We start from the raw sequence: 24,937 nt of genomic DNA, 5'->3' as shown, positions 1-24,937 counted from the left end.
TCGGACGGTAATCTGGACGCTTGACTGGGTTGTCGGCCGGTTCCGTCGAAACTTTAGGGCGCAAATGTGTGCGTCGCTTAACAGTGTAGGAAATCACCGAGGATTTGCGCTACAAGAATCGTGCCTACATCTCCACCTCCACCTGCCCGGGGCCTGCCACGCGCGCCCGGATGACTCTTTGCGAGGTCAGATTGCGAACACTGATCTGCTGGCCCAGGGTGCCGCCGGACAGCGCTTCGCCCTGCATGCGGACGTTGATTCCGCCGCTGCGGGCGCTGATCACTACCTGGTCGCCACGGCGTACGGCCTCGGCTAATTGCAGCATGGCGGGTGTCAGCACCTGGTCGGTACGGGTGGCACGCGTCAGTTTTCTGCCGATGACCTGCTCGACCTCCGTGACATAGCCCCGGTTGAGCAGACTGACATCCTGCTCGACCAGGGCGACGTCGCCAGCGCCAATGATGCTGTCGCGCCTGAGCGCCGTTTTCACTACGACCACCGGGCGGAAGATGCGCACCTGGGCCGGCACGAACACGGTCCAGGGCGTACTGCCCTCGCAGCTGACGCGCACGGTGACGCGACCAACCGGTTGTGCCGGGCTTTCCAGGCTTTGCGTCAAATCACTGTCGCAGGCGGCGAGGCGCAGGCGCGGGTCGAGAGGGTTGACCTGGATTTCATGGCGCGCCGTGATTTCGCTACGCTCCAGATAGTCCTCTACCATGAATTCAAGAAAGCCTTCGGTGGCGCCGATAAGCTCTTCGGGTAGGGTCAGGTCTGCAGCGTGCGCCTGGCTGTAGCCGAATAGCCCCAAAGCGGGTAAAACACCGACGAGAGCAAGGCGTTTCGCCATCATGTGTCGGAAAAGTGTCGTGAGAGTTTTCATGCTGCTCACGAAGCAAGCCCCGTGCCGCCTGCTAGGCTTTAGCAGAGCGCGCGGCAATATGAATAATAAGGAGTCTGGGCATGGCCGGAGTATTGGACTCGGTTAACCAGCGTACCCAACTGGTCGGGCAGAACCGCCTGGAGCTGTTGCTGTTCCGTCTGGACGGCCCGCAGCTTTATGGCATCAACGTGTTCAAGGTGAAGGAGGTGCTGCAATGCCCCAAGCTCACCGTGATGCCCAAGTCCAGCCAGGTGGTGCGCGGTGTGGCGAACATCCGTGGTGGCACCATTCCCATCCTCGATCTGGCCCTGGCCACCGGCAAGTCGGCGCTGGATGATATCCAGAACAGCTTCGTGATCATCACCGAATACAACACCAAGGTGCAGGGTTTCCTGGTGCGTTCGGTGGAGCGCATCGTCAACATGAACTGGGGCGAGATCCATCCGCCGCCCAAGGGCACGGGGCGCGATCACTACCTGACGGCGGTCACCCGCGTCGACAACAAGCTGGTCGAAGTCATCGACGTGGAGAAGATTCTCGCCGAGGTGGCGCCGATGTCGGAGGCGATCTCCGAGGGCGTGGTAGACGTCGAGACCCAGGCCAAGGCGGTTTCCAAGCGCGTGCTGATCTGTGACGACTCTTCGGTGGCGCGCAAGCAGGTTTCGCGTTGTCTGGAGAGTGTCGGGGTCGAGGTGGTCGCGCTCAACGATGGTCGCGAGGCCTACGACTACCTGCGCAAGATGGTGGAGGAGGGCAAGAACCCGGCCGAGGAATTCCTCATGCTGATCTCCGACATCGAGATGCCGGAGATGGATGGCTACACCCTGACGGCGGAAATTCGTTCCGATCCGAGGATGCAGAACCTCCATGTGATTCTGCATACTTCGCTGTCCGGGGTATTCAACCAGGCGATGGTGAAGAAGGTCGGTGCAGACGACTTCCTGGCGAAGTTCCGTCCGGACGAGCTCGCTTCACGTGTGGTTGAGCGCATCCGGGTAGCAGATGGGGGCTGAGGGCTCGGCCCTCGGTTAGGACTATGTTTGGCGAGGCTGCATTAGTGTCTTCAGGCAATTTGGATTTCGAGCAGTTCCGCACCTTTCTGGAAAAGGCCTGCGGCATCTTGCTGGGGAGCAACAAGCAGTACCTGGTGTCCAGCCGTCTGAACAAGTTGATGGAGCAGCAGGGCATCAAGACCCTCGGTGAGCTGGTGCAGAAGATGCAGGCTCAGCCGCGTGGTGGTTTGCGCGAGCAGGTGGTGGATGCCATGACCACCAACGAGACCCTGTGGTTCCGCGATACCTATCCTTTTGAAGTGATGAAGAACCGGGTGCTGCCGGAACTGATCAAGGCCAATCCCAGCCAGCGTCTGCGCATCTGGTCGGCGGCCTGTTCGTCCGGGCAGGAGCCTTACTCGTTGTCGATGACCATCGATGAGTTCGAGAAAACCAATCTGGGTCAGCTCAAGGCGGGGGTGCAGATAGTCGCCACCGATCTGTCGCCGTCGATGCTTACCGCCTGCAAGTCCGGTGAGTACGACAGCCTGGCCATGGGCCGCGGCCTGTCGCAGGAGCGGCTGCAGCGCTACTTCGATCCCAAGGGGCCGGGGCGCTGGGTGGTCAAGCCGGCGATCAAGAGCCGTGTCGAGTTCCGCCCGTTGAACCTGCTGGAAAGCTATGCCGCTCTCGGCAAGTTCGACGTGGTGTTCTGCCGCAACGTGCTGATCTACTTCTCCGCCGAGGTGAAGAAGGACATCCTCACCCGCATCCATGCCACGCTCAAGCCGGGCGGTTACCTGTTCCTGGGGGCGTCCGAGGCGCTCAATGGGCTGCCTGATCTCTACCAGATGGTCCAGTGCAGTCCGGGGATCATCTACAAGGTGAAGTGATCCGGGGGGATACGCAAACGGGAGGCCAGAGGCCTCCCGTTTTCTTTTGGGGCGGCAAAAGGGCGTTGCCGGTTTTGCCGCTTGCCCTCGCAAGAGCGGAAAAGCTTTGCCGCTTGCCGCTTTTGCTTGCGCTTGTTCTTGTTTAAGTTACTGAAAAATATAGATAAAATAAGTTGGCACAGCCTTTGCTAAATGTCTGGCAACACGCCCAATCGGCAAAGGTTCCAGGTCATGAGCATCAGCTTCGCAAACGCCCTCGGCATTCATGAAAACGCCCTCAACTTCCGCGCTCAGCGTGCCGAAGTGCTGGCCAACAACATCGCCAACGCAGGCACTGCGGGCTTTAAGCAGTCGCGTGCAGAGTTCGCCGACGTTTACGCCGCCTCGGTCCTCGGCACCGGCAAGAATCCGCAGGGCAGCGGCGTGCTGCTGGGCGACGTGGCCCAGTTGTTCAACCAGGGCAACATCAACTACACGCAGAACGCGCTGGATCTGGCGATCAACGGCAACGGCTTCTTCCAGGTCAGCAACAATGGCGCCCTGAGCTATACCCGTGCGGGCTACTTCGGTACCGACCGGGAGGGCTATATCGTCGACAACTTCGGTTACAACCTGCAGGGCTATACCCTTGATTCCGCCGGCAACTTGCAGCCGGGTGTGGTCGGCGACTTGCAGATTCGCACAGCCAGCCAGGACCCGAAGGCCACGACCAGGGTCGAGCAGGTGCTCAATCTCAATTCCACCAACACCGTACCCACCGTGACGCCGTTCGACCCGGCGGATCCCAAGACCTACAACTCGTCGACCTCGACCAATATCTATGACACTCAGGGCAATGCCCACGTCATGACGCAGTACTTCGTCAAGGATGCGTCTAACGACTGGACAATGTATGTGCTGGTGGACGGCAAGCGGCCGAATTTTGATACCGACAACGTTGCTCCGAATGATTACCAAAATGTGCCCTTCGCCTATGACGTGACCTTCGATGCGGCCGGGCAACTGCTTGACGTGGTTGCTGCTCCGGTGACCGTCGGCCCGGCTCCGGGCACGCCTCTGCCGACTCCGACTACGGCAGGTGCCGCTCCGGGGGTAATAGCTTTCGCTGCGGCTGACTGGGTGCCGGTCATCGAACAGCCGGCCGGTTCCGGCACCTTCGTGCGCAATGGCGCGACGTCGGATCCGACGGGGTTCACCTTCGATATGCGCGGCGCCACCCAGTTCGCCAACTCATTCGCGGTCAACAGCGTCTCGCAGGACGGCTACACCACCGGCGAGCTGGCCGGTCTGGAAATCGACGATACGGGGGTGATTTTTGCGCGCTATACCAATGGCCAGTCGCAGATCCAGGGGCAGGTCATCCTGGCCAACTTCGCCAACGTGCAGGGTTTGACGCCGATCGGCAAGACCCAGTGGGTGCAGTCGTTCGAGTCTGGAGAGCCTGTGCGCAACCCGCCGGGCTCGGGGACGCTGGGGGTGGTGCAAGCAGGCGCGCTGGAAGACTCCAACGTCGAACTGTCGGACCAACTGGTGAACCTGATCGTGGCGCAGCGCAACTACCAGGCCAACGCCAAGACCATCGAAACCGAAAGCGCTATCACCCAGACCATCATCAACTTGCGTTGATGAGCGGAGGAGGGGCTTGCCGGCAGCGGCAAGCCCTCGCCGCCGGCTGCTGAAAAGGCTTCTCAAGAAGCCTTTTCTTGTTTTAAAAATCCATAAATATCAATTAGATAGGTTTTTTATAGGTATCTGGCACAGGGTTTGCTGTAGAGCAGGTAACTAAGTTACGAGCGGCAAAAAGCCGACCTGCGGAGCAAACCATGGACAAGATGCTGTACATCTCCATGACCGGCGCCAGCCAGAACACCCTGGCGCAGCGTGCCCACGCCAACAACCTGGCGAATATCTCCACCACCGGTTTTCGTCGCGACTATGAGCAGGCGCGCTCGATGCCGGTGTTCGGCGACAGCTACCCGGCGCGCGTCTATGCCATGACCGAGCGCCCGGCTACCGACTTCACTCCAGGCTCCCTGCAGGAGACCGGGCGTGACATGGACGTGGCTGTCGATGGTCAGGGCTGGATCGCCGTCCAGGCTGCCGATGGCAGCGAAGCCTATGTGCGTACCGCCAGCCTGCAGATCGATGCCCTTGGCCAGCTGCGTACCGGCAATGGTTTGCCGGTGCTCGGCAATGGCGGGCCGATTGCCGTGCCGCCGGAGCAGAAGGTCGAGATCGGCCAGGACGGCACCATCAGCATTCGCGCCCTCGGTGAGGCGCCGAACGTGATGGCCGAGGTGGATCGCATCAAGCTGGTCAATCCGGATCCGAAGAGCCTGACCAAGGGCACTGATGGCCTGATCCGGGTCAAGGATGCGGCGGGGCCTCAGGAGGTAGATGCCAATGTGCGCGTGACTTCCGGCTTCCTTGAGTCGAGCAACGTCAATGCCGTCGAGGAAATGACCGCCATTCTTTCGCTGTCCCGCCAGTTCGAGCTGCACGTGAAGATGATGCGCACCGCCGAAGACGGTGCGTCGGCCATGGCACGGGTCATGCAAATCAGCTGATTACTAACGCGAAGCGCCATGAAACTGGCGCTCGAGGAGAACGAACATGCTTCCGGCTCTGTGGGTTGCCAAAACCGGTCTGTCCGCCCAGGACATGAACCTGACCACCATTTCCAACAACCTGGCCAACGTCTCGACCACTGGCTTCAAGCGCGATCGCGCCGATTTCGAGGATCTGCTGTACCAGATTCGTCGTCAGCCGGGTGGTCAGTCCAGCCAGGACAGCGAGCTGCCCACCGGCCTGCAACTGGGTACCGGTGTACGCATCGCCGGCACCCAGAAGATCTTCACCGCCGGCAGCCTGCAGACCACCGAGCAGCCGCTGGACATGGCGGTCAACGGTCGTGGCTTCTTTCAGATCCTGCAGCCGGACGGCACCGTCGGCTATACCCGTGACGGCAGCTTCCATCTCGACTCCGATGGTCAGATCGTCACCTCGCAGGGTTTCCCGCTGGAGCCGGCCATTGTTTTGCCGGCCGAGGTGCAGACCTTTACCGTCGGCGAGGACGGTACCGTTTCGGTCACCACTGCCGGCAACCCGGCCTCTCAGGTGATCGGCAACATCCAGACCGCCGACTTCGTCAACCCGGCGGGGCTGCAGGCGATCGGCAACAACCTGTTCCTCGAGACCGCCTCCAGCGGTGCGCCGCAAGTCGGTACGCCCGGCCTGACCGGCCTCGGCACGGTGCTGCAGAACACCCTGGAGAACTCCAACGTCAGCGTGGTCGAGGAGCTGGTCAACATGATCACCACGCAGCGTGCCTACGAGATGAACTCCAAGGTGATCTCCACCTCGGACCAGATGCTCTCCTTCATCACGCAGAACCTTTAATACTGCAGGCGCCCCAGGCGCCGGCAGCTAGCAACACGAACGCCGTGAGGTAGTGGTTATGAACCGGCCGATGATTCTTCTCCCCCTGCTGGCCAGTCTGGTCCTGAGCGGCTGCGTGACGCCGCCGCCGAAGCCGGACGACCCCTACTATGCACCTGTGCTGCCGCGCACTCCGCTGCCGGCGGCGCAGAACAGCGGTGCCATCTACCAGCCCGGCTTCGAGACCAATCTGTACGATGATCGCAAGGCCTATCGTGTCGGCGACATCATCACCATCACCCTCAGCGAGCGGACCCAGGCGAGCAAGAAGGCCGGCTCCAGCATGTCCAAGGACAGCAGCGCCAACCTCGGCCTGACCTCGCTGTTTGGTGGTGGCGTCTCCATCGACAACCCCAGCACCAGCCTCAATCCGCTCAAGGCCGAAGACCTCAGCCTCGACGTGGGCTACAGCGGCACCCGCGATACCGATGGCGAGAGCGAAGCCGACCAGAGCAACAGTCTGACCGGCTCCATCACCGTGACCGTGGCCGAGGTGCTGCCCAACGGCATCCTCGCCGTGCGTGGCGAGAAGTGGATGACCCTCAACACCGGCGACGAGCTGGTGCGCATCGCCGGGCTGGTGCGTGCCGACGATATCGCTACCGACAACACGGTGTCTTCGACCCGTATCGCCAATGCCCGTATCACCTATTCGGGCACCGGTGCCTTCGCCGATGCCAGCCAGCCAGGCTGGTTCGATCGCTTCTTCATGAACCCGCTGTTCCCGTTCTGAGCAGGTAGACGACCATGAAACGACTGCTTTGCGTCTTCTGCCTGCTGCTCGCCACCAGTGCCGTGCAGGCCGAACGCCTAAAGGATCTGGCCAGCATCCAGGGCGTGCGCAGCAACCAGCTGATCGGCTACGGCCTGGTGGTCGGCCTCAATGGCACCGGCGACCAGACCACGCAGACGCCCTTCACCCTGCAGACCTTCAACAACATGCTGGCGCAGTTCGGCATCAAGGTGCCGGCCGGTGGCGGCAACGTGCAGCTGAAGAACGTCGCTGCGGTGTCCGTACACGCCGAGCTGCCGCCCTTCGCCAAGCCCGGGCAGACCCTGGACGTGACCATCTCCTCGATCGGCAACTCCAAGAGCCTGCGCGGCGGCAGCCTGCTGATGACACCGCTCAAGGGTATCGACGGCAACGTCTATGCCATCGCTCAGGGCAACCTGGTGGTCGGCGGCTTCGATGCCGGTGGCGCCGATGGTTCGCGCATTACCGTCAACGTGCCCTCGGCCGGACGCATCCCCGCGGGTGCCACCGTCGAACGGCCGGTGGCGAGCGGTTTCGATCAGGGCAACAGCCTGACGCTGAACCTCAATCGACCGGACTTCACCACAGCGAAGAATATCGTCGATCAGATCAACGGCCTGCTCGGCCCGGGGGTGGCCCAGGCCATCGATGGCGGCTCGATCCGCGTCAGCGCGCCGCTGGACCCCAACCAGCGCGTCGACTACCTGGCGGTGCTGGAGAACATCGAGATCGAGGCCGGCCAGGCCGCGGCCAAGGTCATCATCAACTCGCGCACCGGCACCATCGTCATCGGCCAGAACGTCAAGGTGCAGCCAGCCGCCGTAACCCACGGCAGCCTGACCGTGACCATCAGCGAAGACCCCATCGTCAGCCAGCCCAACGCACTGGCCGGCGGCCAGACCGCAGTGGTGCCGAATTCCAAGATCGATGCCGAGCAGGAAGCCAAGCCGATGTTCAAGTTCGGCCCGGGCACCACGCTCGACGAGATCGTTCGTGCGGTCAACCAGGTGGGCGCCGCGCCCTCCGACCTGATGGCCATCCTCGAGGCGCTCAAGCAAGCCGGCGCCTTGCAGGCCGACTTGATCGTGATCTGAAGGAGGCTGCCATGGATTCCAGACTCGCAGCCGGCCTCGACAGCGGCGCCTACACCGACCTGAACCGGCTCAACCAGTTCAAGGTCGGCGGTGACAGCGAGAGCAACATCAAGAAGGTGGCTCAGGAGTTCGAGTCGCTGTTTCTCAACGAGATGCTGAAGTCGATGCGCAAGGCGAACGAAGTGTTCGGCGAAGGCAACTTCATGAACAGCAACGAGAGCAAGACCTACCAGGACATGCATGACCAGCAGCTGGCCGTGACCCTGTCGAAGAACAAGGGTGGCATCGGCCTGGCGTCGGTGCTGGAGCGTCAGCTCAGCCAGATGAAGAGCGGTCCCAAGCGGGTCAACCCGTTTGCCCAGGTCGAGGCGCCGCAGGCCAGCGCGCGTGCTGGCGCGTTCAAGCCCGCAGGGGAGAGCGCGGGCAGCGTCCGTGACGACTCCAAGTTGCTCAACCAGCGCCGCTTGAGCCTGCCGAGCAAGCTCACCGATCGCCTGTTGGCCGGCATCGTTCCCGCCACCGAGAGCCAGCCGCTGGCCGCCAGCGACTGGGTTCCGGCACAGGCTGCCGCCGTGGCCGACAGCAAGCCGCTTAGCCTCGACGACAATGATGCCGTCAGTGGCCGGCGCCTGGCCCAGCCGCCGCTGGCCAAGGGCAAGTCGGCGTTTGCCTCGGCCGCCGACTTCGTCGCCACCATGCTGCCGCTGGCCGAGGAGGCCGCGCAGAAAATTGGTGTCGACGCCCGCTACCTGGTGGCCCAGGCCGCCCTGGAAACCGGCTGGGGCAAGTCGATCATCCGCCAGTCCGATGGCTCCAGCAGCCATAACCTGTTCGGTATCAAGGCTCACGGCGGCTGGGAAGGTGATTCGGCGCGCGTGCTGACCACCGAATACAAGGGCGGTGAGGCGGTGAAGGAGTCGGCATCCTTCCGTGCCTACGACTCCTACCAGCAGAGCTTCAACGACTATGTGAGCTTCCTGCAGGGCAATGGTCGCTATCAGGAAGCGCTGGCGGCGGCCGATAACCCGGAGCGCTTCGTGCGCGAGCTGCAGGAGGCCGGTTATGCCACCGATCCCCAGTACGCCCGCAAGATCGCGCAGATCGCCCGGCAGATGCAGACCTATCAGGCTGTGGCTGCGGCCGACAGTCCGATCACAAGGACCTGAGAGCTGAATCATGGCTGACCTACTGAGCATTGGCCTGTCGGGCCTCGCCGCGAACAAGACGTCGCTGGCAGTCACCGGCCACAACATCACCAACGTCAATACACCGGGTTTCTCCCGGCAGGACACGGTGCAGGCCACGCGCATTCCGCAGTTCAGCGGCGCCGGCTATATCGGTTCGGGGACCACCCTGGTCGACGTGCGGCGCATCTACAACGAATTTCTCACTACCCAGGTGCGGACCAGCACGGCCCTGAACAGCGACGTATCGGCCTATCTGGACCAGATCAACCAGCTCGATTCGCTGCTGGCCGGCAGCACCACCGGTGTCACTCCGGGGCTGCAGAAGCTGTTCGCCTCGCTGCAAACCGCGGCGGAAGACCCTGCCAATATTCCGGCGCGGCAGCTGGTGCTGTCCGAGGCGGAAGGCCTGGCCAAGCGTTTCAACACCATCTACGACCGCCTTTACGAGCAGAACGCCTTCATCAACAAGCAGATATCGGCGGTTACCGACCAGGTCAACCAGTTGGCCACCTCGATTGCCGGCTACAACAATGCGATCGCCGTGGCAGCGGCCAATGGCAAGCAGCCCAATGATCTGCTGGATGCCCGTGAAGAGGCGGTACGCAAGCTCTCCGAGTTCATCGGTGTCACCGTGGTGCAGCAGGACGACAGCAGCTACAACCTGTTTATCGGCTCAGGTCAGCCACTGGTGGTGGGTGCCACCGCTTCGCGGCTGGAGGTGGTTCCGGGGACTGCAGACCCGCTGCGGGCGGAGGTGCAGTTCGTTAGCGGTAATTCGCGTCAGGGCATCACCTCGCTGATTACCGGTGGTGAGATGGGTGGGCTGATCCGCTATCGCGAAGATGTGCTGGATGAGTCGCTCAACGCGGTCGGACGCCTAGCACTGTCCGTAGCTGATCAGGTCAATAGCCAGTTGGGGCAGGGCTTGGACCTCAAGGGTAACTTCGGCGAGCCGTTGTTTCGTGCGATCAATGATCCGCTGCTGATCGGCCAGCGCAGCATTGCCCGGGTCGGCAACAGCGATGCCACGGCGAACCTCAACGTGCTGATCGAGGACACCACGGCGCTGACTACCAGCGACTATGAGATCGAGTTCACCAGCGCCATCGAGTACACGGTGCGTCGAGTGTCGGACGGCCAGACGGTATCGGCGCTATATGATAACGATGGCGATCCAGATACCCCGTTGATACCTGCGCCTTCGCCTTACGACATTACCTCCGGCACGCCGCTGGTGTTTGACGGCTTCTCGATGAACGTGGCCTCCGGCACCTTCGCCGCCGGCGACCGCTTCCGCGTGATGCCGACTCGTACTGCCGGCAGCGATATCCGTGCGGACCTGAAGAATGCTCAGGAGCTGGCGTTCGCCTCGCCGCTCAAGGCCGAGACCAGCCCAGGCAATGTCGGGACCGGCACTATCACCCAGCCCAGCCTGACCACCAAGATCGATATCTACGATCCGGTGGCCCAGGCCGCACTGGAGAACAGCCTGCGTACCACGCCGCCGCTGCGTATCGTGTTCACTTCGGCGACCGGATACGACGTCGTCAATACGGCCGGCACGGTGCTCAGCAGCAATACCATCGTGCCGGGGCAGAACAACACTCAGCAGATTACCGCTGGTACGCCGCCCAACGACTTCACCTTCGAGTTCACCATCAGCGGTCGTCCGACCACCGGCGACAACTTCACGATCGCCTTCAACACCAACGGCGTGTCGGACAACCGTAATGCGCTGAAGCTGGCGGATCTGCAGAACAAGACGACGATCGGCATCGATCCGAACTTCCCTGGCACCACCGGTGCGAGCTTTACTGACTCCTATGGCGACCTGGTGGAGCGGGTAGGTACCCTGACCAGTCAGGCGCGTGTGGATGGCGAGGCCACGGCGTCGATTCTCAAGCAGGCGTCGGACAATCGCGATTCCGTTTCGGCGGTTAACCTCGATGAAGAGGCGGCCAAGCTGATTCAATTCGAGCAGTATTACCAGGCGTCAGCGCAGATCATTCAAGTCGCGCGCAACCTGTTCGATACTCTGATCAACACCTTCTGAGCCGGATAGCCACCATGGTCATGCGCATCTCCTCCATCCAGGCGTTCAACAATGGCGTGAACGGTATCGGGCGCAACTACTCCGACGTGATCCGTACCCAGGAGCAGATCAGCAGCGGCAAGCGCATTCTTACTCCAGCCGACGATCCAGTTGCTTCCGTGCGCCTGTTGCAGCTCGAGCAGCAGCAGGCCGTGTTGGGGCAGTACAAGGACAACCTGACGGCGGCCAAGAACAGCCTGACTCAGGAGGAGACCACTCTCAATTCGGTCAATACCGTTTTGCAACGGATTCGCGAGTTGGCCGTTCAGGCGGGTGGGGGGGCTTTGTCGGCTGAGGACCGCAAGTCGATCGCCAAGGAGCTGGGCGAGCGAGAAAACGAGCTGCTCAATCTGATGAATAGCCGCAATGCCCGTGGTGAGTATCTGTTCGCCGGCTTCCTTGGCAAGACCGAGCCGTTCATCCGCAACCCTGACGGCACCTACTCCTACTTCGGTGACGAGGGGCAGCGCAGTTTGCAGGTGGCCAGCTCGACTACGGTGGCGATCAACGACAACGGCAAGCGCCTGTTCGAAGACGTTTTAAACGCTGATCGGGTTCTGGAGACGGGAGGGATCAATAATCCTGCTCTGGCGGGGCAGGTCCCGCCGTTGCCTGCTACCACCATACCGCCTGTGCCGGCGGCTGATCAGCGAGTGTTCATGTCTCAGGGGCTGGTGGAAGATCAGGACGCCTTCAATAACAGTTTTCGTACGGGAGAACCCTATTCTCTGGCGTTTGTCAGCGGCAAGGAGTTCCGTATCTACGACAGTGCCGGTACCGATGTGACTTCCGAGATTCCCGGGGGAGGGCAGATCGACCCGCTCGCCAATGGCGGCAATGTCATCAACTTCCGCGGAATGCGCTTTCAGCTGGATGTGGTGCTGCAGCCTGGCGACAACGCGCAGGATCTGGACAATCTTCTGGCCGATACAACCACACCAGGTACCCCGGGGATCGGTACTCATAGTTTCACCTTGCAGGCCGCCCCGACAGAATTTGCAGTGACCCGCTCCTCGACCAATGCCTCCACGGCGGTAGTAGGTGGCGGCACCATCAGTAACCAGGCGACTTTCAACGCGCAATTTCCGACCTCTGGCGTTGTCCTGCGCTTCACCAGTGCTACCAGCTATGATGTCTATGCGCAGCCGGTCGGGCCCAGCAGCACTCCAATTGCGACGGGCACGGCGCCTGGTCCGTACCCGTCGACCTTCAACGTGTTCGGGGCTGACTTCACGCTCAGCGCAGCTGCGAGTGCCGGTGATGAGTTCGGCGTGAAGCCACAGTTCCAGGAGCAGCGCAGCATCCTCAATACCATTTCCCAGCTACGTCAGTCGCTGGAGTCATCTCCTACCTCTCCGGTCGGCAATCTTGCGATTCGAGACGAGGTCGCCATTGCCCTGAAGAACCTCGACAACGGCATTGGTCAGGTGCTGGAAGTTCAGACCGAGATCGGTGCGCGACTCAATCTGGTGGAGTCGACGGAAACGGATAACGAGGATGTCACGCTGGTCAACAAAGCCGTCCAGGCAGACCTGCGCGAGTTGGACTATGCCGAGGCGCTGTCACGTTTGTCCTTCCAGACGATCATTCTTGAGGCTGCTCAGCAGAGTTACGTCAAGATTGCCGGGTTGAACCTCTTCAATCAGCTACGTTGAGCACTCCTCACCAGCAGCTGCTTTCACCTTTGCTAGGTGTTTGGCTTGTGTTTTGCTTTGCTCTTAAGGTGTCATGAAGTTGACGCTGGGGTGAGGCATCTCGCTATCGATCTCCTGCGGCGACATGACGGGTTATATATGACCTGGCCGTTCAGTGGCGGCTGTCGTAGCCTGGTCCGACGTGGATCGATATGCGCATGGGGATGCTGAAGTGAGTCAACAAGAAGGCGATAAGAGTAGAGGCCACGCAGCTGACAGCGACCTGATTCGCTGGAAAACCAATGCCTGGCAGGATCCCAACATGGTGGCCTGGTACTCAGGGCGCATGGTCGAGAACACAGGCACCAATTATCTGAAGAACACGCTGGAGATAGACATCATTCAGCGCTTTGTCAGCGGTCGAGAGGTCATTGATATCGGGACTGGTACCGGGCGCGCCGCATTGGCGCTGCTGCGGCAGGGCTACCAGGTCACTGGAATCGACAGTTCCCAGGCCATGCTGGATGAGACAAAACGCCTGGCTGGCGGCTCGCCGATCAATTTGAAGCTTGGCGATATCCAGAAGCTCCCCTGTGCCGACGCGAGCTTCGACTCAGCTGTTGCACTTAACGTCATGGTGCACTTCCCAAACTGGCGTGAGGCGTTGCACGAGTGGCGCAGGGTCGTGCGCCCCGGCGGACGACTGTTGTTCGACATCCACTCCAGCTCGCATGTACGGATGGCCTATGGCATGGATCGTGCGCGCTGGCCTGATGCGCTGCGCAAGACAGATGATCCCCACGATTTTGCTAACTACATGGCGCGCCTGGATGTGGCCGAGCTGGTTGAACACGCCAGTGCACAAGGCCTGACTGTTCGGGCCGTGGTGCCCTACGGGGCCTTCCTCGGCGGGGGCAACGTCAACTGGCTGCTGTATGAGCAGCTAGAGCGGTCGCACCGATGGAAACGAGTGCTGTCCTGGTTTGCCTGTGATCCAGGGCTCGCAGAGCTGGGGCTCTTTCTGGAGCAGAAGCTGGTTGGGCTGCTGTCTCCGAGTCTTGCGGGGCGTGTGTTCGTGGTTCTGGAGAATCGCGCCGATCCCGCCGCTAATGCGAGCTTCGCGCAACAAGCCGAGAGTCTGGAAATTGCCTTGAGCCAGCGCTCGTTTTCAGCCTTACAGCCCTGGCTCGATCAGGGCGGGCGCGACTATGCAGTCGAGTTACGGCGTTTGCTGCAACCGCTGCGAGCGCGCCATTTCTTCTTCAGTCTGTTTGATGCACTCCTGGAACGACTGCCGGACTATGACTTCCGCGGGCTGCTAATGCCCGAGGTCGAGGAGCAGCTGCTGACGTGGCGAGCAATGCGCCAGGCCGATAGGCGTGCCATGGCAATCGCGCAGGGCTGGTCGGCAGGTTATGAGCAGCGATTCAGGCATGGTGTGGATGTTGCCCAGGGGAGTGAGTATTTCCTGGTCGAGTCGGTTTTGACTGAGTATTTCGGACTTTTCACTGGGGAGCGCACATGAAGGCGCCGGCGATCATCAGCTTTCTCTGGGCTACGCATTTCGAAGCCTTGCGACTTTTCCTGCAAAAGCGCGGGCCGCTGACCATTTTGACCTCTCGCTCGCAGATCGGTCAGGGCTTGCTCGATCTGGCCAATGAGACAGGCTGCAGCGTAGTTGCTCTGGATGGTCTACTGGACGAGGCGGGTGTTGCACAGTCGGAGCAGCTCGCCGAACAGTTCACGGCGGGCTTCGCGGATTACCTGAGCAGTGCCAGCTGGCCTGCGACATTGCAGATGGAGGACCGCGAGCAACTGCGGCCGCTCATCGAGCGGCGGATAGCTGCGGACCTGCCACCTACAGTTGCCATACTGGAGGCATGCGAGCGCGCACGGGCGGAGTACCAGATTGAACTGCTGGTGGTCAGTGAAGATGCGCTGCTGCTCGGTAAAACGGTGGTCAACTGGGCTCGCCAGCAGGGTATTCCATCCCTGCAGCTGGCGCACTCCATTGCGCTTTGTGATCCTTACACCGTCCATGCCCACTTGAACACCGACCTGCTGGCGGTTTACGGCGAGCGAGGTCTGGAGGGCTACCTGGATTTGGGAATCGCTCCAGAGCGCCTGCGAGTTACCGGCAGTCCTGCCTGGGATAATTATGCCCAGCTGCGTTGGCAGCGTGAGCAGGTGGTCTCTTTCCTGCGAGCTAAGCATGGTTTGCACGAGGGGCTACCGATTGTGGTGTTCGGTACGACGTGGGCGGCAAACCTGTCAGCGTTTTGCAATGAATCGATTTATGGCGACAGCCTGCTGGCATTTATCGCTGCCTGCGAGACCCTGCGTCAGGCTGGGCTGCAGTTCAATGCGGTGATCAAGGATCGCCCATCGAACATGCACTTCGGTGAACAGCGCTGTGCAGCGCTGCTGGCCGAGTTGGGCGCGAACGACGAGCACTACTTCTACTCCACCGAAGATACTCAGCTGTGGGCAGTGGGCGCCGATTTGCTGGTCGCGGTGGATTCGAACTACAGCGTTGAGGCCATGCTGGCTGGAACGCCGACGATCAATCTGCTTAACACTGCGGGGATGCTCCTTGGCCCGAGCTTCGAGGCCGAAAGTGGAATCGTCGAAGCTGAAGCGCACGAGCTGGCTGCAGCCATGCAGCGTCTGCTGAGCGATGCGCCATTTCGTGCCCGCCGGCTGGAGAACATGCGTTTGCGCGCGCCTTATTACAACTTGGGCGTGGATGGAAAGGCCGCACAGCGTTTTTGCGACCTGATGCTGGGGCTGGTGGCTGAGAGCCCTGGTGAGGACAAGCGCTATGTCTGGCAGCAGTATCTGGATGTTGAGCATACGGATGTCGAAGTCGCTTACCACGACACCGCACGCAGCCCGTTGATTGATGCCTTTGCCGAGCCACCGCAGTTCGTTCTGGACATTGGCTGCGCCGCGGGAGCGAATGGGCAGCTGCTCAAACAGCGTTTCCCCCAGGCCAAGGTCTGGGGTTTGGAGATCAACCAGAGTGCTGCGCAGCAGGCCGCTACCAAGCTGGATCGGGTCCTGGTTGGTAAGTTCGAGGACTTCGATCTGGAGGCCGAGGGCATTGCCAGGGGCTCCCTGGATGGTGTGATCCTGGCGGATGTGCTTGAGCACATGTACAACCCGTGGTCGGTGTTGACGGCGTTGAAGCCCTACTTGAGCGCCAACGCGCAGGTCATCATTTCGATTCCCAATGTGCGCAATCTGCGTTTGATGAGCGCGCTGACTGACGGTTACTGGGAGTATGAGGCGGCGGGCCTGCTGGATATCACGCATATCCGCTTCTTTACCCTGACCGAGTTCCGCCGCGTACTGTTCGAGACCGGTTATCACGTCGAGACCTTGCTGTACTCGCTGGATGCCCAGTTGCATGGAGTGTTTGCCGATAACAAGGACAAGTCCTCCATCGATATCCGTGCCGGGCGCATGACGCTTCACGATCTTGGCCCGGACGAGCTTTCCGAGCTGTGTTCCCTGCAGTTCATCATGCGCTGCGGCGTAGGTGCCAAGGCGAGCGATCTGCTCGGACGCTACAAGGGGCGTGAAAGCATCGCGCCCGCCGAGGTGGCTGAAGCACATGAGCCCAGTGCCAGCGAGAAGCTTCAGCGCTGGATGGCGGCGCGGGTGCCCAGCGAATCACAGAATCAGCAGATCAATCGCTACCTGCAGGAACATGCCGGAGGGCCGCTCTTCGGTGTCGTGATCCTCGATCTGCAAGGTGACTCCAAGCGGCTTATGGCGACCATTCGCAGTCTCGGGATGGATCATGGCCTGTACGCCACGCTGAAGATCATTGTCCTTTCCGTTGGCGCGGTTCCGCAGAGCAATCCGGCCGACAAGCTGCATTTTCTCCAGGTGGATGGAAGCGGGTATGTGCCGGCTTTGAATCAGGCGATCAGTGACTCGGGGGTCGACTGGTTCATGCTGGTTGAGGCCGGCGATGAGTTCACCGTCAGTGGGCTGATGATTGCTGCTCTCGAGCTGACTCGTGCTCCTCAGTGCCGAGCCATATACGGTGATGAGCTGCAACGGCAGGCCAATGGTGAGGTCGGTGGCGTATTCCGGCCTGGCGTCAATCTGGACATGTTGCTGAGTTTCCCGCGCGCCATGGCCAGGCACTGGCTGTTTCGCCGGGAAGAGTTTTCCGAGGTCGGTGGTTTTGATTCTGCTTTTGCCGAGGCCCTGGAGTTCGATTTGATCCTGCGTCTGATCGAACGTGGCGGGTTGGCGGGACTGGGTCATGTCGCTGAGCCGCTGCTGATCACGGATGCTCCGGTGCTGCAGGACAGCCCTGCCGAACGGGCGGCTATCGAGCGCCACCTGGCTACTCGAGGTTACGCTGCCGAGGTGAGTTCGGATTGGCCGGCCCGCTACCGCATCAATTACCGGCATGCCGGAAAGCCATTGGTCTCGATCATCATTCCGACCAAAGACCAGCTGCCCATGTTGCGGCGCTGCGTCGAAACACTGCTGGAGAAAACGAGCTACACCCATTTCGAGGTGCTGATCGTCGACAACAACAGTGAGACAGCCGAGGCTCGCGAGTGGCTTGAGGCGGTCGCCAGCATGGGCGAGGAGCAGGTTCGCATCCTGCGCTACCCTCACGCATTCAACTTCTCAGCCATCAACAATATGGCCGTGAACGAGGCGCGTGGCGAATATGTCGTGTTGCTCAATAACGACACCGCCATCATCAGCGAGAGCTGGCTGGATGAGCTACTCAACCATGCTCAGCGGCCCGAGGTTGGGATCGTTGGCGCCAAGCTGCTCTACCCGAATGGCCATATTCAGCACGCTGGCGTGGTGTTGGGGCTGCGCGGTCCGGCCGACCATCCGTTTATCGACGAACCGATTGATGCCGTTGGCTACATGCACCGCCTGCAAGTTGTGCAGAACTACACGGCAGTGACCGCGGCCTGCCTCATGATGCGCAAGGAGCTGTACCTGGCCGTCGGTGGCATGGATGAGCAGGCCTTCAAGGTTTCTTACAACGATGTCGATCTGTGTCTGAAGGCCCATGATGCCGGCTACCTGATCGTGTGGACGCCACATTCGTTGGTTATGCATGAAGGCAGCATCAGCCAGAAGAATGTCGATGCGGCAACCCGTGAGGCCAAGCGTGCACGTTTCGTCGGCGAGCAGGATGCTTTGTATGGCAAATGGTTGTCGTTGCTGGCTCGTGATCCTGCCTATAACAAGAACTTGTCGCTCAATGGCAAAGGTTTTGAGCTGGAGACGGACGTACACCTGACCTGGCAGCCCCTGGTATGGCGGCCGCAGCCTGTCGTCCTGGCTCATCCTGCAGATCCCTGGGGGTGTGGCAACTATCGAATCACCAAGCCATTCTCCGCCATGGCTAGGGCTGGCTTGATAGATGGCATGCTCGCCACCGGGCTGCTGCATGTCATGGATCTCGAGCGCTATGACCCGGATGTCATCGTGTTGCAGCGCCAGACGGCCGATGACCAGCTGGAGGCCATACGGCGCATGCAGGCATTCTCGCGCGCCTTTAAGGTGTATGAGCTGGACGACTACCTGCCCAACCTGCCGTTAAAAAGCGTTCACCGCAAGGACATGCCCAAGGATGTGATGCGCTCACTGCGCCGGGGCTTGGGTTATGTCGATCGTTTCGTTGTCTCGACGCAGGCCTTGGCTGAAGCATTTTCCGGCCTGCATGGCGATATTCATGTTGTTGAGAATCGCTTGCCGGTGGATTGGTGGAAAGACTTGAACAGCCAGCGTAGACGCGGGCGTAAGCCACGTGTCGGCTGGGCCGGTGGGGTGGGGCATGCCGGCGATCTCGAGTTGATTGTCGATGTGGTCAAGGAACTCGTCGACGAAGTGGAGTGGGTCTTCTTCGGTATGTGCCCGGAGAAACTGCGCGGTTATGTGCATGAGGTGCATCCAGGGATCGATATCGAGCGTTATCCGGCTGCGTTGGCCGCTCTGGATCTTGATCTTGCGCTGGCGCCGCTCGAGCAGAACCTATTCAACGAGTGCAAGAGCAACCTGCGGCTGCTGGAGTATGGGGCCTGCGGCTTCCCGGTCATCTGCACCGATATCCGTTGCTATGAAGGCAGCTTGCCTGTCACCAGGGTCAAGAACCGCTTCCGCGACTGGGTTGAGGCCATTCGCATGCATATCAGCGATCTCGACGCGACCGCGCGACAGGGCGATGCGTTGAAAGCTGCAGTGCTGAGTGAGTGGATGCTGGAAGGGGAGAACCTGGAGCTTTGGCGCAAGGCTTGGCTACCGGCATAGGCCGGTGGCTGAGACATGTGCTCATTCAGCAGGGCTGGAAAGCTGTCGTTATCCTGTCGAATGGGCACAAAAGACCCTCTTATGCGCTGTAAATGACTGTCAATACAGAAGAAAAAAATATTGCAAGGAATGCTAAAGCTCCTTCGTGAGGCGCCGATAAATTCTTCGAATGCGAACACTTTGGGCGCCTGAGCAAGCAGGCCCGTTGGTCGCACACTCAGGCAAACCAGTAAGCAAGGTCCTTCGGAGGAATACACCATGGCCCTCACAGTCAACACTAACGTTGCGTCGCTCAACACTCAGCGCAACCTGAACACCTCGTCCAAAGGCCTGGATACTTCCCTCCAGCGCCTGTCTACCGGCTTCCGCATCAACAGTGCCAAGGACGACGCTGCCGGTCTGCAGATCTCCAACCGTCTGACCAGTCAGATCAATGGTCTGAACGTTGCCACTCGTAACTCGAACGACGGCATCTCGCTGGCGCAGACTGCTGAAGGTGCCTTGCAGCAGTCCACCGGCATTCTGCAGCGTATGCGTGACCTGGCTCTGCAGTCGGCTAACGGCTCCAACGGCGCCACTGAGCGTGCTGCTCTGCAGGGCGAAGTTTCGCAGCTGCAACAGGAACTGAACCGTATTGCGGATACCACCAGCTTTGGTGGTCGCAAGATTCTCGATGGCTCTTTCGGCTCGCAGAGCTTCCAGGTAGGCGCCAACGCTTACGAGAACATCAACGTTTCCATCGGCTCGGCCTCTACCGACCGCATCGGTGTAAACCGTTACACCACTTCCGGTGGCGGTGCCTCCGTAACCAGCGGCGCCTTCAGCGCCACCAGCGGTAGCGCTTATACCTCCTCGGGCTTCAGCATTGACTCCAAGCTGAACAGCACCGCGACTGCAGTAACCTTTGCCGCCAGCGGTTCGGCCGGTGAAGTAGCTGCAGCAATCAACGCTAAGAGTGATGAGACTGGCGTAACTGCAAACGCCCGTACCGTTGCTCGCCTGGGCACTGTTTCCGCTTCTGGCTCGGTTGCTTTTGATCTGTATGGCGCCAACAGCAAGACCACCTCTACCGAGAACGCCAGCATCTCGGCATTGATTACCGATACCACTGACCTTTCGGCTCTGGCTGAGGCCATCAACAAGGAAAGCGGCAAGACCGGTATCTCCGCCGTATCCAAAGGTTCCTACGTCGAGCTGGTCAGTGACCGCGGTGATGCGATCAAGATTGATAACTTTGCCATCAGTGGTGCTGCAACTGCTTCTCTGCAGGCCTACAACTTCGATGGCTCCTCCGCTGTGGGTGCTGCTGCGACCTTGAACAGCGGTACGGCCAACGATGGTCGTGTCGATGGTCAGGTGATCTTCGAGGCTCCGGATGCCTTCCAGGTAACTGGCATGGGTGCCGGTGTTGCGGGTGCCGCCGGCGCGAGCAGCTTCAGTTCGCTGGATGCGGTGAAGGATATCGACATCAGCACCTCCACTGGCGCTCAGGATGCACTGGGTATCATCAACGGAGCGATCTCCAACATCGACAGTCAGCGAGCCCAGCTTGGTGCTGTGCAGAACCGTTTCGAGAACACCATCTCGAACCTGCAGAACATCGTCGAGAACGCCTCTGCAGCTCGTAGCCGGATTCGCGATACTGACTTCGCTGCCGAAACCTCGGAACTGACCAAGAATCAGATCCTGCAGCAGGCCGGTACCGCAATCCTGGCTCAGGCCAACCAGCTGCCGCAGGCTGTGCTCAGCCTGCTCGGCTAAGGTCAAAGGCGCTAGACTGCGGGGAGAAGGGCTTGGCTCTTCTCCCCGCTACCTCTTTGTGAGGAGAAATTTATGGACGTCGGCTCAATCAAGAATTCGCTGAATCCGATCGTTTCCGGGCGCACGCCCACAGGGGATGAGCGGAAGCAGCAGGTAGGCGGCGCTGAAGTTGGTAAAGAAGAAGCTGCGGCTCAGGTGGCTGCGGGCGAGAAGGCTACTGTGTCTCGCGAGCAGGTGGAGTCTGCGGTATCAACCATCCAGGAGTTTGTTCAGTCGGTACGACGGAATGTGAACTTCACTCTGGAGGATGCTTCAGGGCGGGTTGTGGTGAAGGTTACCGACGCATCCTCTGGAGACATCATTCGGCAGATTCCTTCGGAAGAGGCGCTTCAACTGGCGGAGAGCCTGGAAGAAGTGCGCAGTTTGCTGTTCAAAGCCGAAGCCTGATTGGCATGGCTTTTGACTGTATTCGCTCACAAGGCGTTTAGAGTCATATTTTTGGCGAGGTGAGAGATGGCCGGAATACTGGGTATTGGAACAGGCATCGATATCGATAGCATTGTTACCGCACTGGTGAATGCCGAAAAAGCCCCGAAAACTCAGCAGCTGGACCGTCTTGAGAAAGCGACTACCTCGCGATTCTCTGCGCTCGGTACGCTGAAGGGGTCGTTGAGTGGTCTACAAACGGCTATTCAGAATCTCAACAAGCCCTCGCTATTTTCCACGCGCACAGCGTCATCCAGCAGCAGTGCCGTGCTGAGTGCCAAGGCAGATCCTGCCGCCATTGCCGGCAAGTACAGCGTGCAAGTGCAGCAGCTGGCGACTAGCAGCAAAGTGGGTTTGCAGTCGGTTCCTGCTGACGCATCCACCACGTTCAGCAGCGGCAAGATGACCATCTCGGCAGGCTCTACCAGTATCGAGGTAGATGTCAGCGCGACAAACAATACCCTGGCCGGCATGCGCGATAGCATCAATGCTGCGGGCAAGGACAAGGGCATCAGCGCCACCATAGTGACGGATGCATCCGGCTCTCGTCTGGTGTTGAGCTCAACCGCTACGGGGGCGGGCAACGATATCAAGGTTGCCGTGACCGAAGACGGGGTCACCTCGGGTACCGTCTCTCTGGCTTCTCAGGCTTTCCAGCCATCTGCCAGCCTCAAGCTACCCGCGTTCAGCGGTGCTCCTGCATCGACTCTGTTTCAAAGTGGCAACTTGGCTATCAAGGCCGGTACCTCGACTCTCAATGTGGCGATCAGTGATGGTTCCTCTCTTGAGTCGGTCCGGGATGCCATCAATGCGGCTGGTACTGGGCAGGGGGTTTCGGCCAGCATCGAGACGGATGCTGCCGGATCCAGGCTGGTATTGAACTCCACCAACGGCACCTCTCTTGAACTCACCGCTACTGCTGCTGGCGGTACGCCTACGAGCAATCCCCTGACATCGCTGAATCCAGCCAGCGATGTCAGCGCAACGTCTTCGGGACCTGACTCCACTTCGGGCGCGGCAGGTGTGATTAACAAAGCCCAGTCGGCTGTCTTGTTCGTCGATGGCCTCAAGGTCGTGAGCGCCAGCAATACGGTGACCTCCGCGATTGATGGCGTGACGCTGAATCTGGCGGGTGCTCAAAGTGCCAGTGACCTGGCTGCCGGCAAGACCGTGGACGTCACCATCGGTGTCGATAAGGGCTCCGTTAAGAGCAACATTCAGAAGTTTGTCGACTCTTACAACTCGTTGATGAATACCGCGGCCCAGCAGACTGCAGTGGTGCAGGTCGGGGAGGGTTCTAATCCGGTAACCGGCGCTCTTGTTGGAGATGCCACCGTTCGAGGCCTGCTTTCCGGGCTGCGCAACGAACTCGTCAAGATGACGGGAGAGGAAGGCACCAGAGCTCTTGCGGATCTTGGGATAACCACCCAGAAAGACGGGACGCTGAAAATTGACGACGCCAAGCTTTCTTCGGCGTTGGACACCAAGTTTGATCAGGTCGCCAACTACTTCACCGGTGACAAGGGGCTTATGGTGCGCCTGGACAAAAATGTCGGCGAGTACCTGAAAGCTGGTGGAGTATTTGATCAGCGTACCAAAGCGCTGCAGAGCACCCTGACTGGTCCCGGTGGCATAGACGAGCAGCGGAAAGCTCTGGATCTGCGTGTCAGTAAGATCCAGGAGCGCCTGGTGGCTCAATATACCGCCATGGATCAATTGGTTTCTCGCCTCCAGAAAACCAGTGAGAGCCTGAGTAACCAACTGGCCAGCCTGCCAGGTCTTGTGAAGAAGGATTGATGATGAGCAAGAAGCCGATTGACACCTACAAACAGGTGAAAACCAGTCAGGACGTCAGTCCCTACCGTGCTGTACAGATGTTGCTGGATGGTGCATTGGAGCGAGTTCTGCTGGCGCGTCAGGCTCAACTGGAGGGGGATATCGAGATTCGCGGCATGGCTGTGGGTAGCACCATCACTATTCTGGGGGTGTTGCAGTCCAGTCTGGATAGGAATCTCGGTGGTGAGATTGCCGAGAATCTCGATGCACTATACGACTACATGACTCGTCGTTTGGCCGGCGTGGCGCTCGATGAAACTCCGCGCAGCCTCGATGAAGTACAGAAGCTGCTGAGTCAGCTTAAATCTGCCTGGGACGGGATCGGCCCGGAAGTCGAGCCCGCTGCCACGTCGGAGTAAGTCAATTTTTTGCTCTCATGCCCTCTCAAGAGAGAGGCTGCCTTGCCGATACAAAGACGTATCCAGGCAATGTTCAGTGGAGCAATCATGAACGCAATGGCGGCCCTTCGGCAGTACCAAACCGTCAATACTCAGGCTCAACTCAGTGATGCCAGTCCGCATCGGCTTATTCAGATGCTGATGGAGGGAGGGCTGTCGCGTTTGGCGCAAGCTCGTGGTGCCATGCAGCACGGCCAAGTGGCAGCCAAAGGTGAGCTCATCAGTAAAGCCATCGGCATCATTGGCGGCTTGCGCGAGGGGCTGAATCTGCAGAGTGGTGGTGAAATCGCCGCCAACCTTGATCGCCTTTACGAGTACATGATCGCTCGCCTGGTCGAGGCTAACCTAAGTAATGATGTAGCCTTGATTGATGAAGTGGCTGGTCTGCTGCGCAATGTGAAGTCGGGTTGGGATGCCATCAGTCACTGAGCGTCCGCGATTGTGAAGAGGAAGTACCCATGAGTTCATTTGTCCAGCTGCTTGAGGCCACCGGAAGCGCGCTGCGTGATGCCCTTGCTCGTCGCGATTGGGGGGCCATCGGTGAACTAGATGCGCAATGTCGCCAGGCGGTCGATGAGGCCATGGTCGAAGCGGTGCGTGACGAGGGGCTGCTGCGTGAGCGTATGCAGGAGTTGCTCGACCTCTACCGCGAGCTGGTCCTGACCTGCCAGGCCGAGCAGCGTCGTCTGGCCGGTGAGCTGGTCCAGCTCAACCAGTCCCAGCAGGGCGCCAAGGTCTACCAGCTGTTCACCTGAGCAGCTGTCCCCACGCTGAATTTTCCCTGACCGCCGCACGCAATTTCTTACACCAGCGGAAATCGCGGAAAATTTCACGCCATAAAATTGACTCTTGTCTGATTTTTGACTTTACTAGTGGCCAATTGCCGTTGTCACTTGGCGAATCCTCTTCCAGCCCTCGAGCCAGAACAGAACAAGATGTGGCGTGAAACCAAAATTCTCCTGATTGACGACAATGCCGAACGCCGCCGCGACCTGGCGGTGATCCTCGGATTCCTGGGTGAAGACCACATTGCCTGCGCCAGCAGCGAATGGCGCGAGGCGGTGGGCAAGCTGGAGTCGAGCCGTGAAGTGCTCAACGTCCTGCTGGGCGATGTGACCGCCAAGGGCGGGTCGCTGGAGCTGCTCAAGCAGATCAGTACCTGGGACGAGAACCTGCCGCTGTTGCTGAT

General features: G+C 60.0%; 19 protein-coding genes and 1 pseudogene. 19 read left to right on the top strand and 1 reads right to left on the bottom strand.

Features of this window, described 5'->3' with window-relative positions:
* Positions 1-124: 124 nt before the first annotated feature.
* Positions 125-883 carry a flagellar basal body P-ring formation chaperone FlgA gene (gene flgA, locus PA6_RS03330; protein ID WP_043216227.1) on the bottom strand — a complete coding sequence of 253 codons (759 nt, stop codon included), beginning with the start codon at positions 881-883 and terminating at the stop codon, positions 125-127.
* A gap of 80 nt (positions 884-963) precedes the next feature.
* Between flgA and PA6_RS03325 the strand changes: the two genes are divergently transcribed.
* The 19 genes and pseudogenes from PA6_RS03325 to PA6_RS03235 form a co-directional block, all read left to right on the top strand.
* Positions 964-1,896, top strand: a complete 933-nt coding sequence (locus PA6_RS03325) for a chemotaxis protein CheV (RefSeq protein WP_021699464.1) — start codon at positions 964-966, stop codon at positions 1,894-1,896.
* 44 nt (positions 1,897-1,940) lie between these two features.
* Entirely contained in the window at positions 1,941-2,768 is an 828-nt protein-coding gene (cheR, locus tag PA6_RS03320) for a protein-glutamate O-methyltransferase CheR (RefSeq protein WP_043216226.1), read from the top strand.
* Between the two features lie 231 nt (positions 2,769-2,999).
* On the top strand, positions 3,000-4,394 hold the full coding sequence (gene flgE, locus PA6_RS03315; protein ID WP_021699462.1) for a flagellar hook protein FlgE: 1,395 nt from the start codon (positions 3,000-3,002) through the stop codon (positions 4,392-4,394).
* A gap of 197 nt (positions 4,395-4,591) precedes the next feature.
* Positions 4,592-5,335 carry a flagellar basal-body rod protein FlgF gene (flgF, locus tag PA6_RS03310; protein ID WP_021699461.1) on the top strand — a complete coding sequence of 248 codons (744 nt, stop codon included), beginning with the start codon at positions 4,592-4,594 and terminating at the stop codon, positions 5,333-5,335.
* Positions 5,336-5,381: 46 nt separating this feature from the next.
* The gene (gene flgG, locus PA6_RS03305) at positions 5,382-6,167 is read left to right on the top strand and encodes a flagellar basal-body rod protein FlgG (RefSeq protein ID WP_021699460.1); all 786 of its coding nucleotides are present in this window, start codon (positions 5,382-5,384) and stop codon (positions 6,165-6,167) included.
* Between the two features lie 58 nt (positions 6,168-6,225).
* Positions 6,226-6,939, top strand: a complete 714-nt coding sequence (gene flgH, locus PA6_RS03300; protein WP_043216225.1) for a flagellar basal body L-ring protein FlgH — start codon at positions 6,226-6,228, stop codon at positions 6,937-6,939.
* A gap of 14 nt (positions 6,940-6,953) precedes the next feature.
* A complete protein-coding gene (locus PA6_RS03295) occupies positions 6,954-8,054 on the top strand; it encodes a flagellar basal body P-ring protein FlgI (protein ID WP_021699458.1) in 1,101 nt (366 codons plus the stop codon).
* Positions 8,055-8,065: 11 nt separating this feature from the next.
* On the top strand, positions 8,066-9,220 hold the full coding sequence (gene flgJ, locus PA6_RS03290; protein WP_021699457.1) for a flagellar assembly peptidoglycan hydrolase FlgJ: 1,155 nt from the start codon (positions 8,066-8,068) through the stop codon (positions 9,218-9,220).
* Positions 9,221-9,230: 10 nt separating this feature from the next.
* Positions 9,231-11,294: a flagellar hook-associated protein FlgK gene (flgK, locus tag PA6_RS03285; RefSeq protein WP_021699456.1), complete on the top strand. Its 2,064-nt coding sequence runs from the start codon at positions 9,231-9,233 to the stop codon at positions 11,292-11,294.
* Between the two features lie 14 nt (positions 11,295-11,308).
* Complete coding sequence (locus PA6_RS03280; RefSeq protein WP_021699455.1) at positions 11,309-12,988, top strand: flagellar hook-associated protein 3; 1,680 nt, start codon at positions 11,309-11,311, stop codon at positions 12,986-12,988.
* A gap of 211 nt (positions 12,989-13,199) precedes the next feature.
* Entirely contained in the window at positions 13,200-14,492 is a 1,293-nt protein-coding gene (locus PA6_RS03275; RefSeq protein ID WP_052520099.1) for a class I SAM-dependent methyltransferase, read from the top strand.
* A complete protein-coding gene (locus PA6_RS23935; protein ID WP_021699453.1) occupies positions 14,489-19,267 on the top strand; it encodes a glycosyltransferase in 4,779 nt (1,592 codons plus the stop codon). Before PA6_RS03275 ends, PA6_RS23935 begins: the two co-directional genes overlap by 4 nt.
* A 258-nt stretch (positions 19,268-19,525) precedes the next feature.
* Positions 19,526-21,028: a flagellin gene (locus PA6_RS03265; protein ID WP_021699452.1), complete on the top strand. Its 1,503-nt coding sequence runs from the start codon at positions 19,526-19,528 to the stop codon at positions 21,026-21,028.
* A gap of 72 nt (positions 21,029-21,100) precedes the next feature.
* Positions 21,101-21,475: a flagellar protein FlaG gene (locus PA6_RS03260; protein ID WP_021699451.1), complete on the top strand. Its 375-nt coding sequence runs from the start codon at positions 21,101-21,103 to the stop codon at positions 21,473-21,475.
* 66 nt (positions 21,476-21,541) lie between these two features.
* On the top strand, positions 21,542-23,311 hold the full coding sequence (gene fliD, locus PA6_RS22385; protein WP_021699450.1) for a flagellar filament capping protein FliD: 1,770 nt from the start codon (positions 21,542-21,544) through the stop codon (positions 23,309-23,311).
* A gap of 2 nt (positions 23,312-23,313) precedes the next feature.
* On the top strand, positions 23,314-23,709 hold the full coding sequence (gene fliS, locus PA6_RS03250) for a flagellar export chaperone FliS (protein ID WP_043216224.1): 396 nt from the start codon (positions 23,314-23,316) through the stop codon (positions 23,707-23,709).
* Positions 23,710-23,796: 87 nt separating this feature from the next.
* Positions 23,797-24,177: a flagellar export chaperone FliS gene (fliS, locus tag PA6_RS03245; protein ID WP_021699448.1), complete on the top strand. Its 381-nt coding sequence runs from the start codon at positions 23,797-23,799 to the stop codon at positions 24,175-24,177.
* Between the two features lie 29 nt (positions 24,178-24,206).
* Positions 24,207-24,503 (top strand): beta/alpha barrel domain-containing protein, encoded by a 297-nt coding sequence (locus tag PA6_RS03240; RefSeq protein ID WP_021699447.1) that lies wholly within the window; start codon positions 24,207-24,209, stop codon positions 24,501-24,503.
* Between the two features lie 180 nt (positions 24,504-24,683).
* Positions 24,684-24,937: pseudogene (locus tag PA6_RS03235) on the top strand (sigma-54-dependent Fis family transcriptional regulator); the annotation flags it as partial.

This window comes from Aquipseudomonas alcaligenes NBRC 14159 (assembly GCF_000467105.1).
Taxonomy (GTDB): Bacteria; Pseudomonadota; Gammaproteobacteria; order Pseudomonadales; family Pseudomonadaceae; genus Aquipseudomonas; species Aquipseudomonas alcaligenes.
Note: the sequence above shows the minus strand (reverse complement) of the source record. Positions and strands in the feature narration are given on the sequence as shown.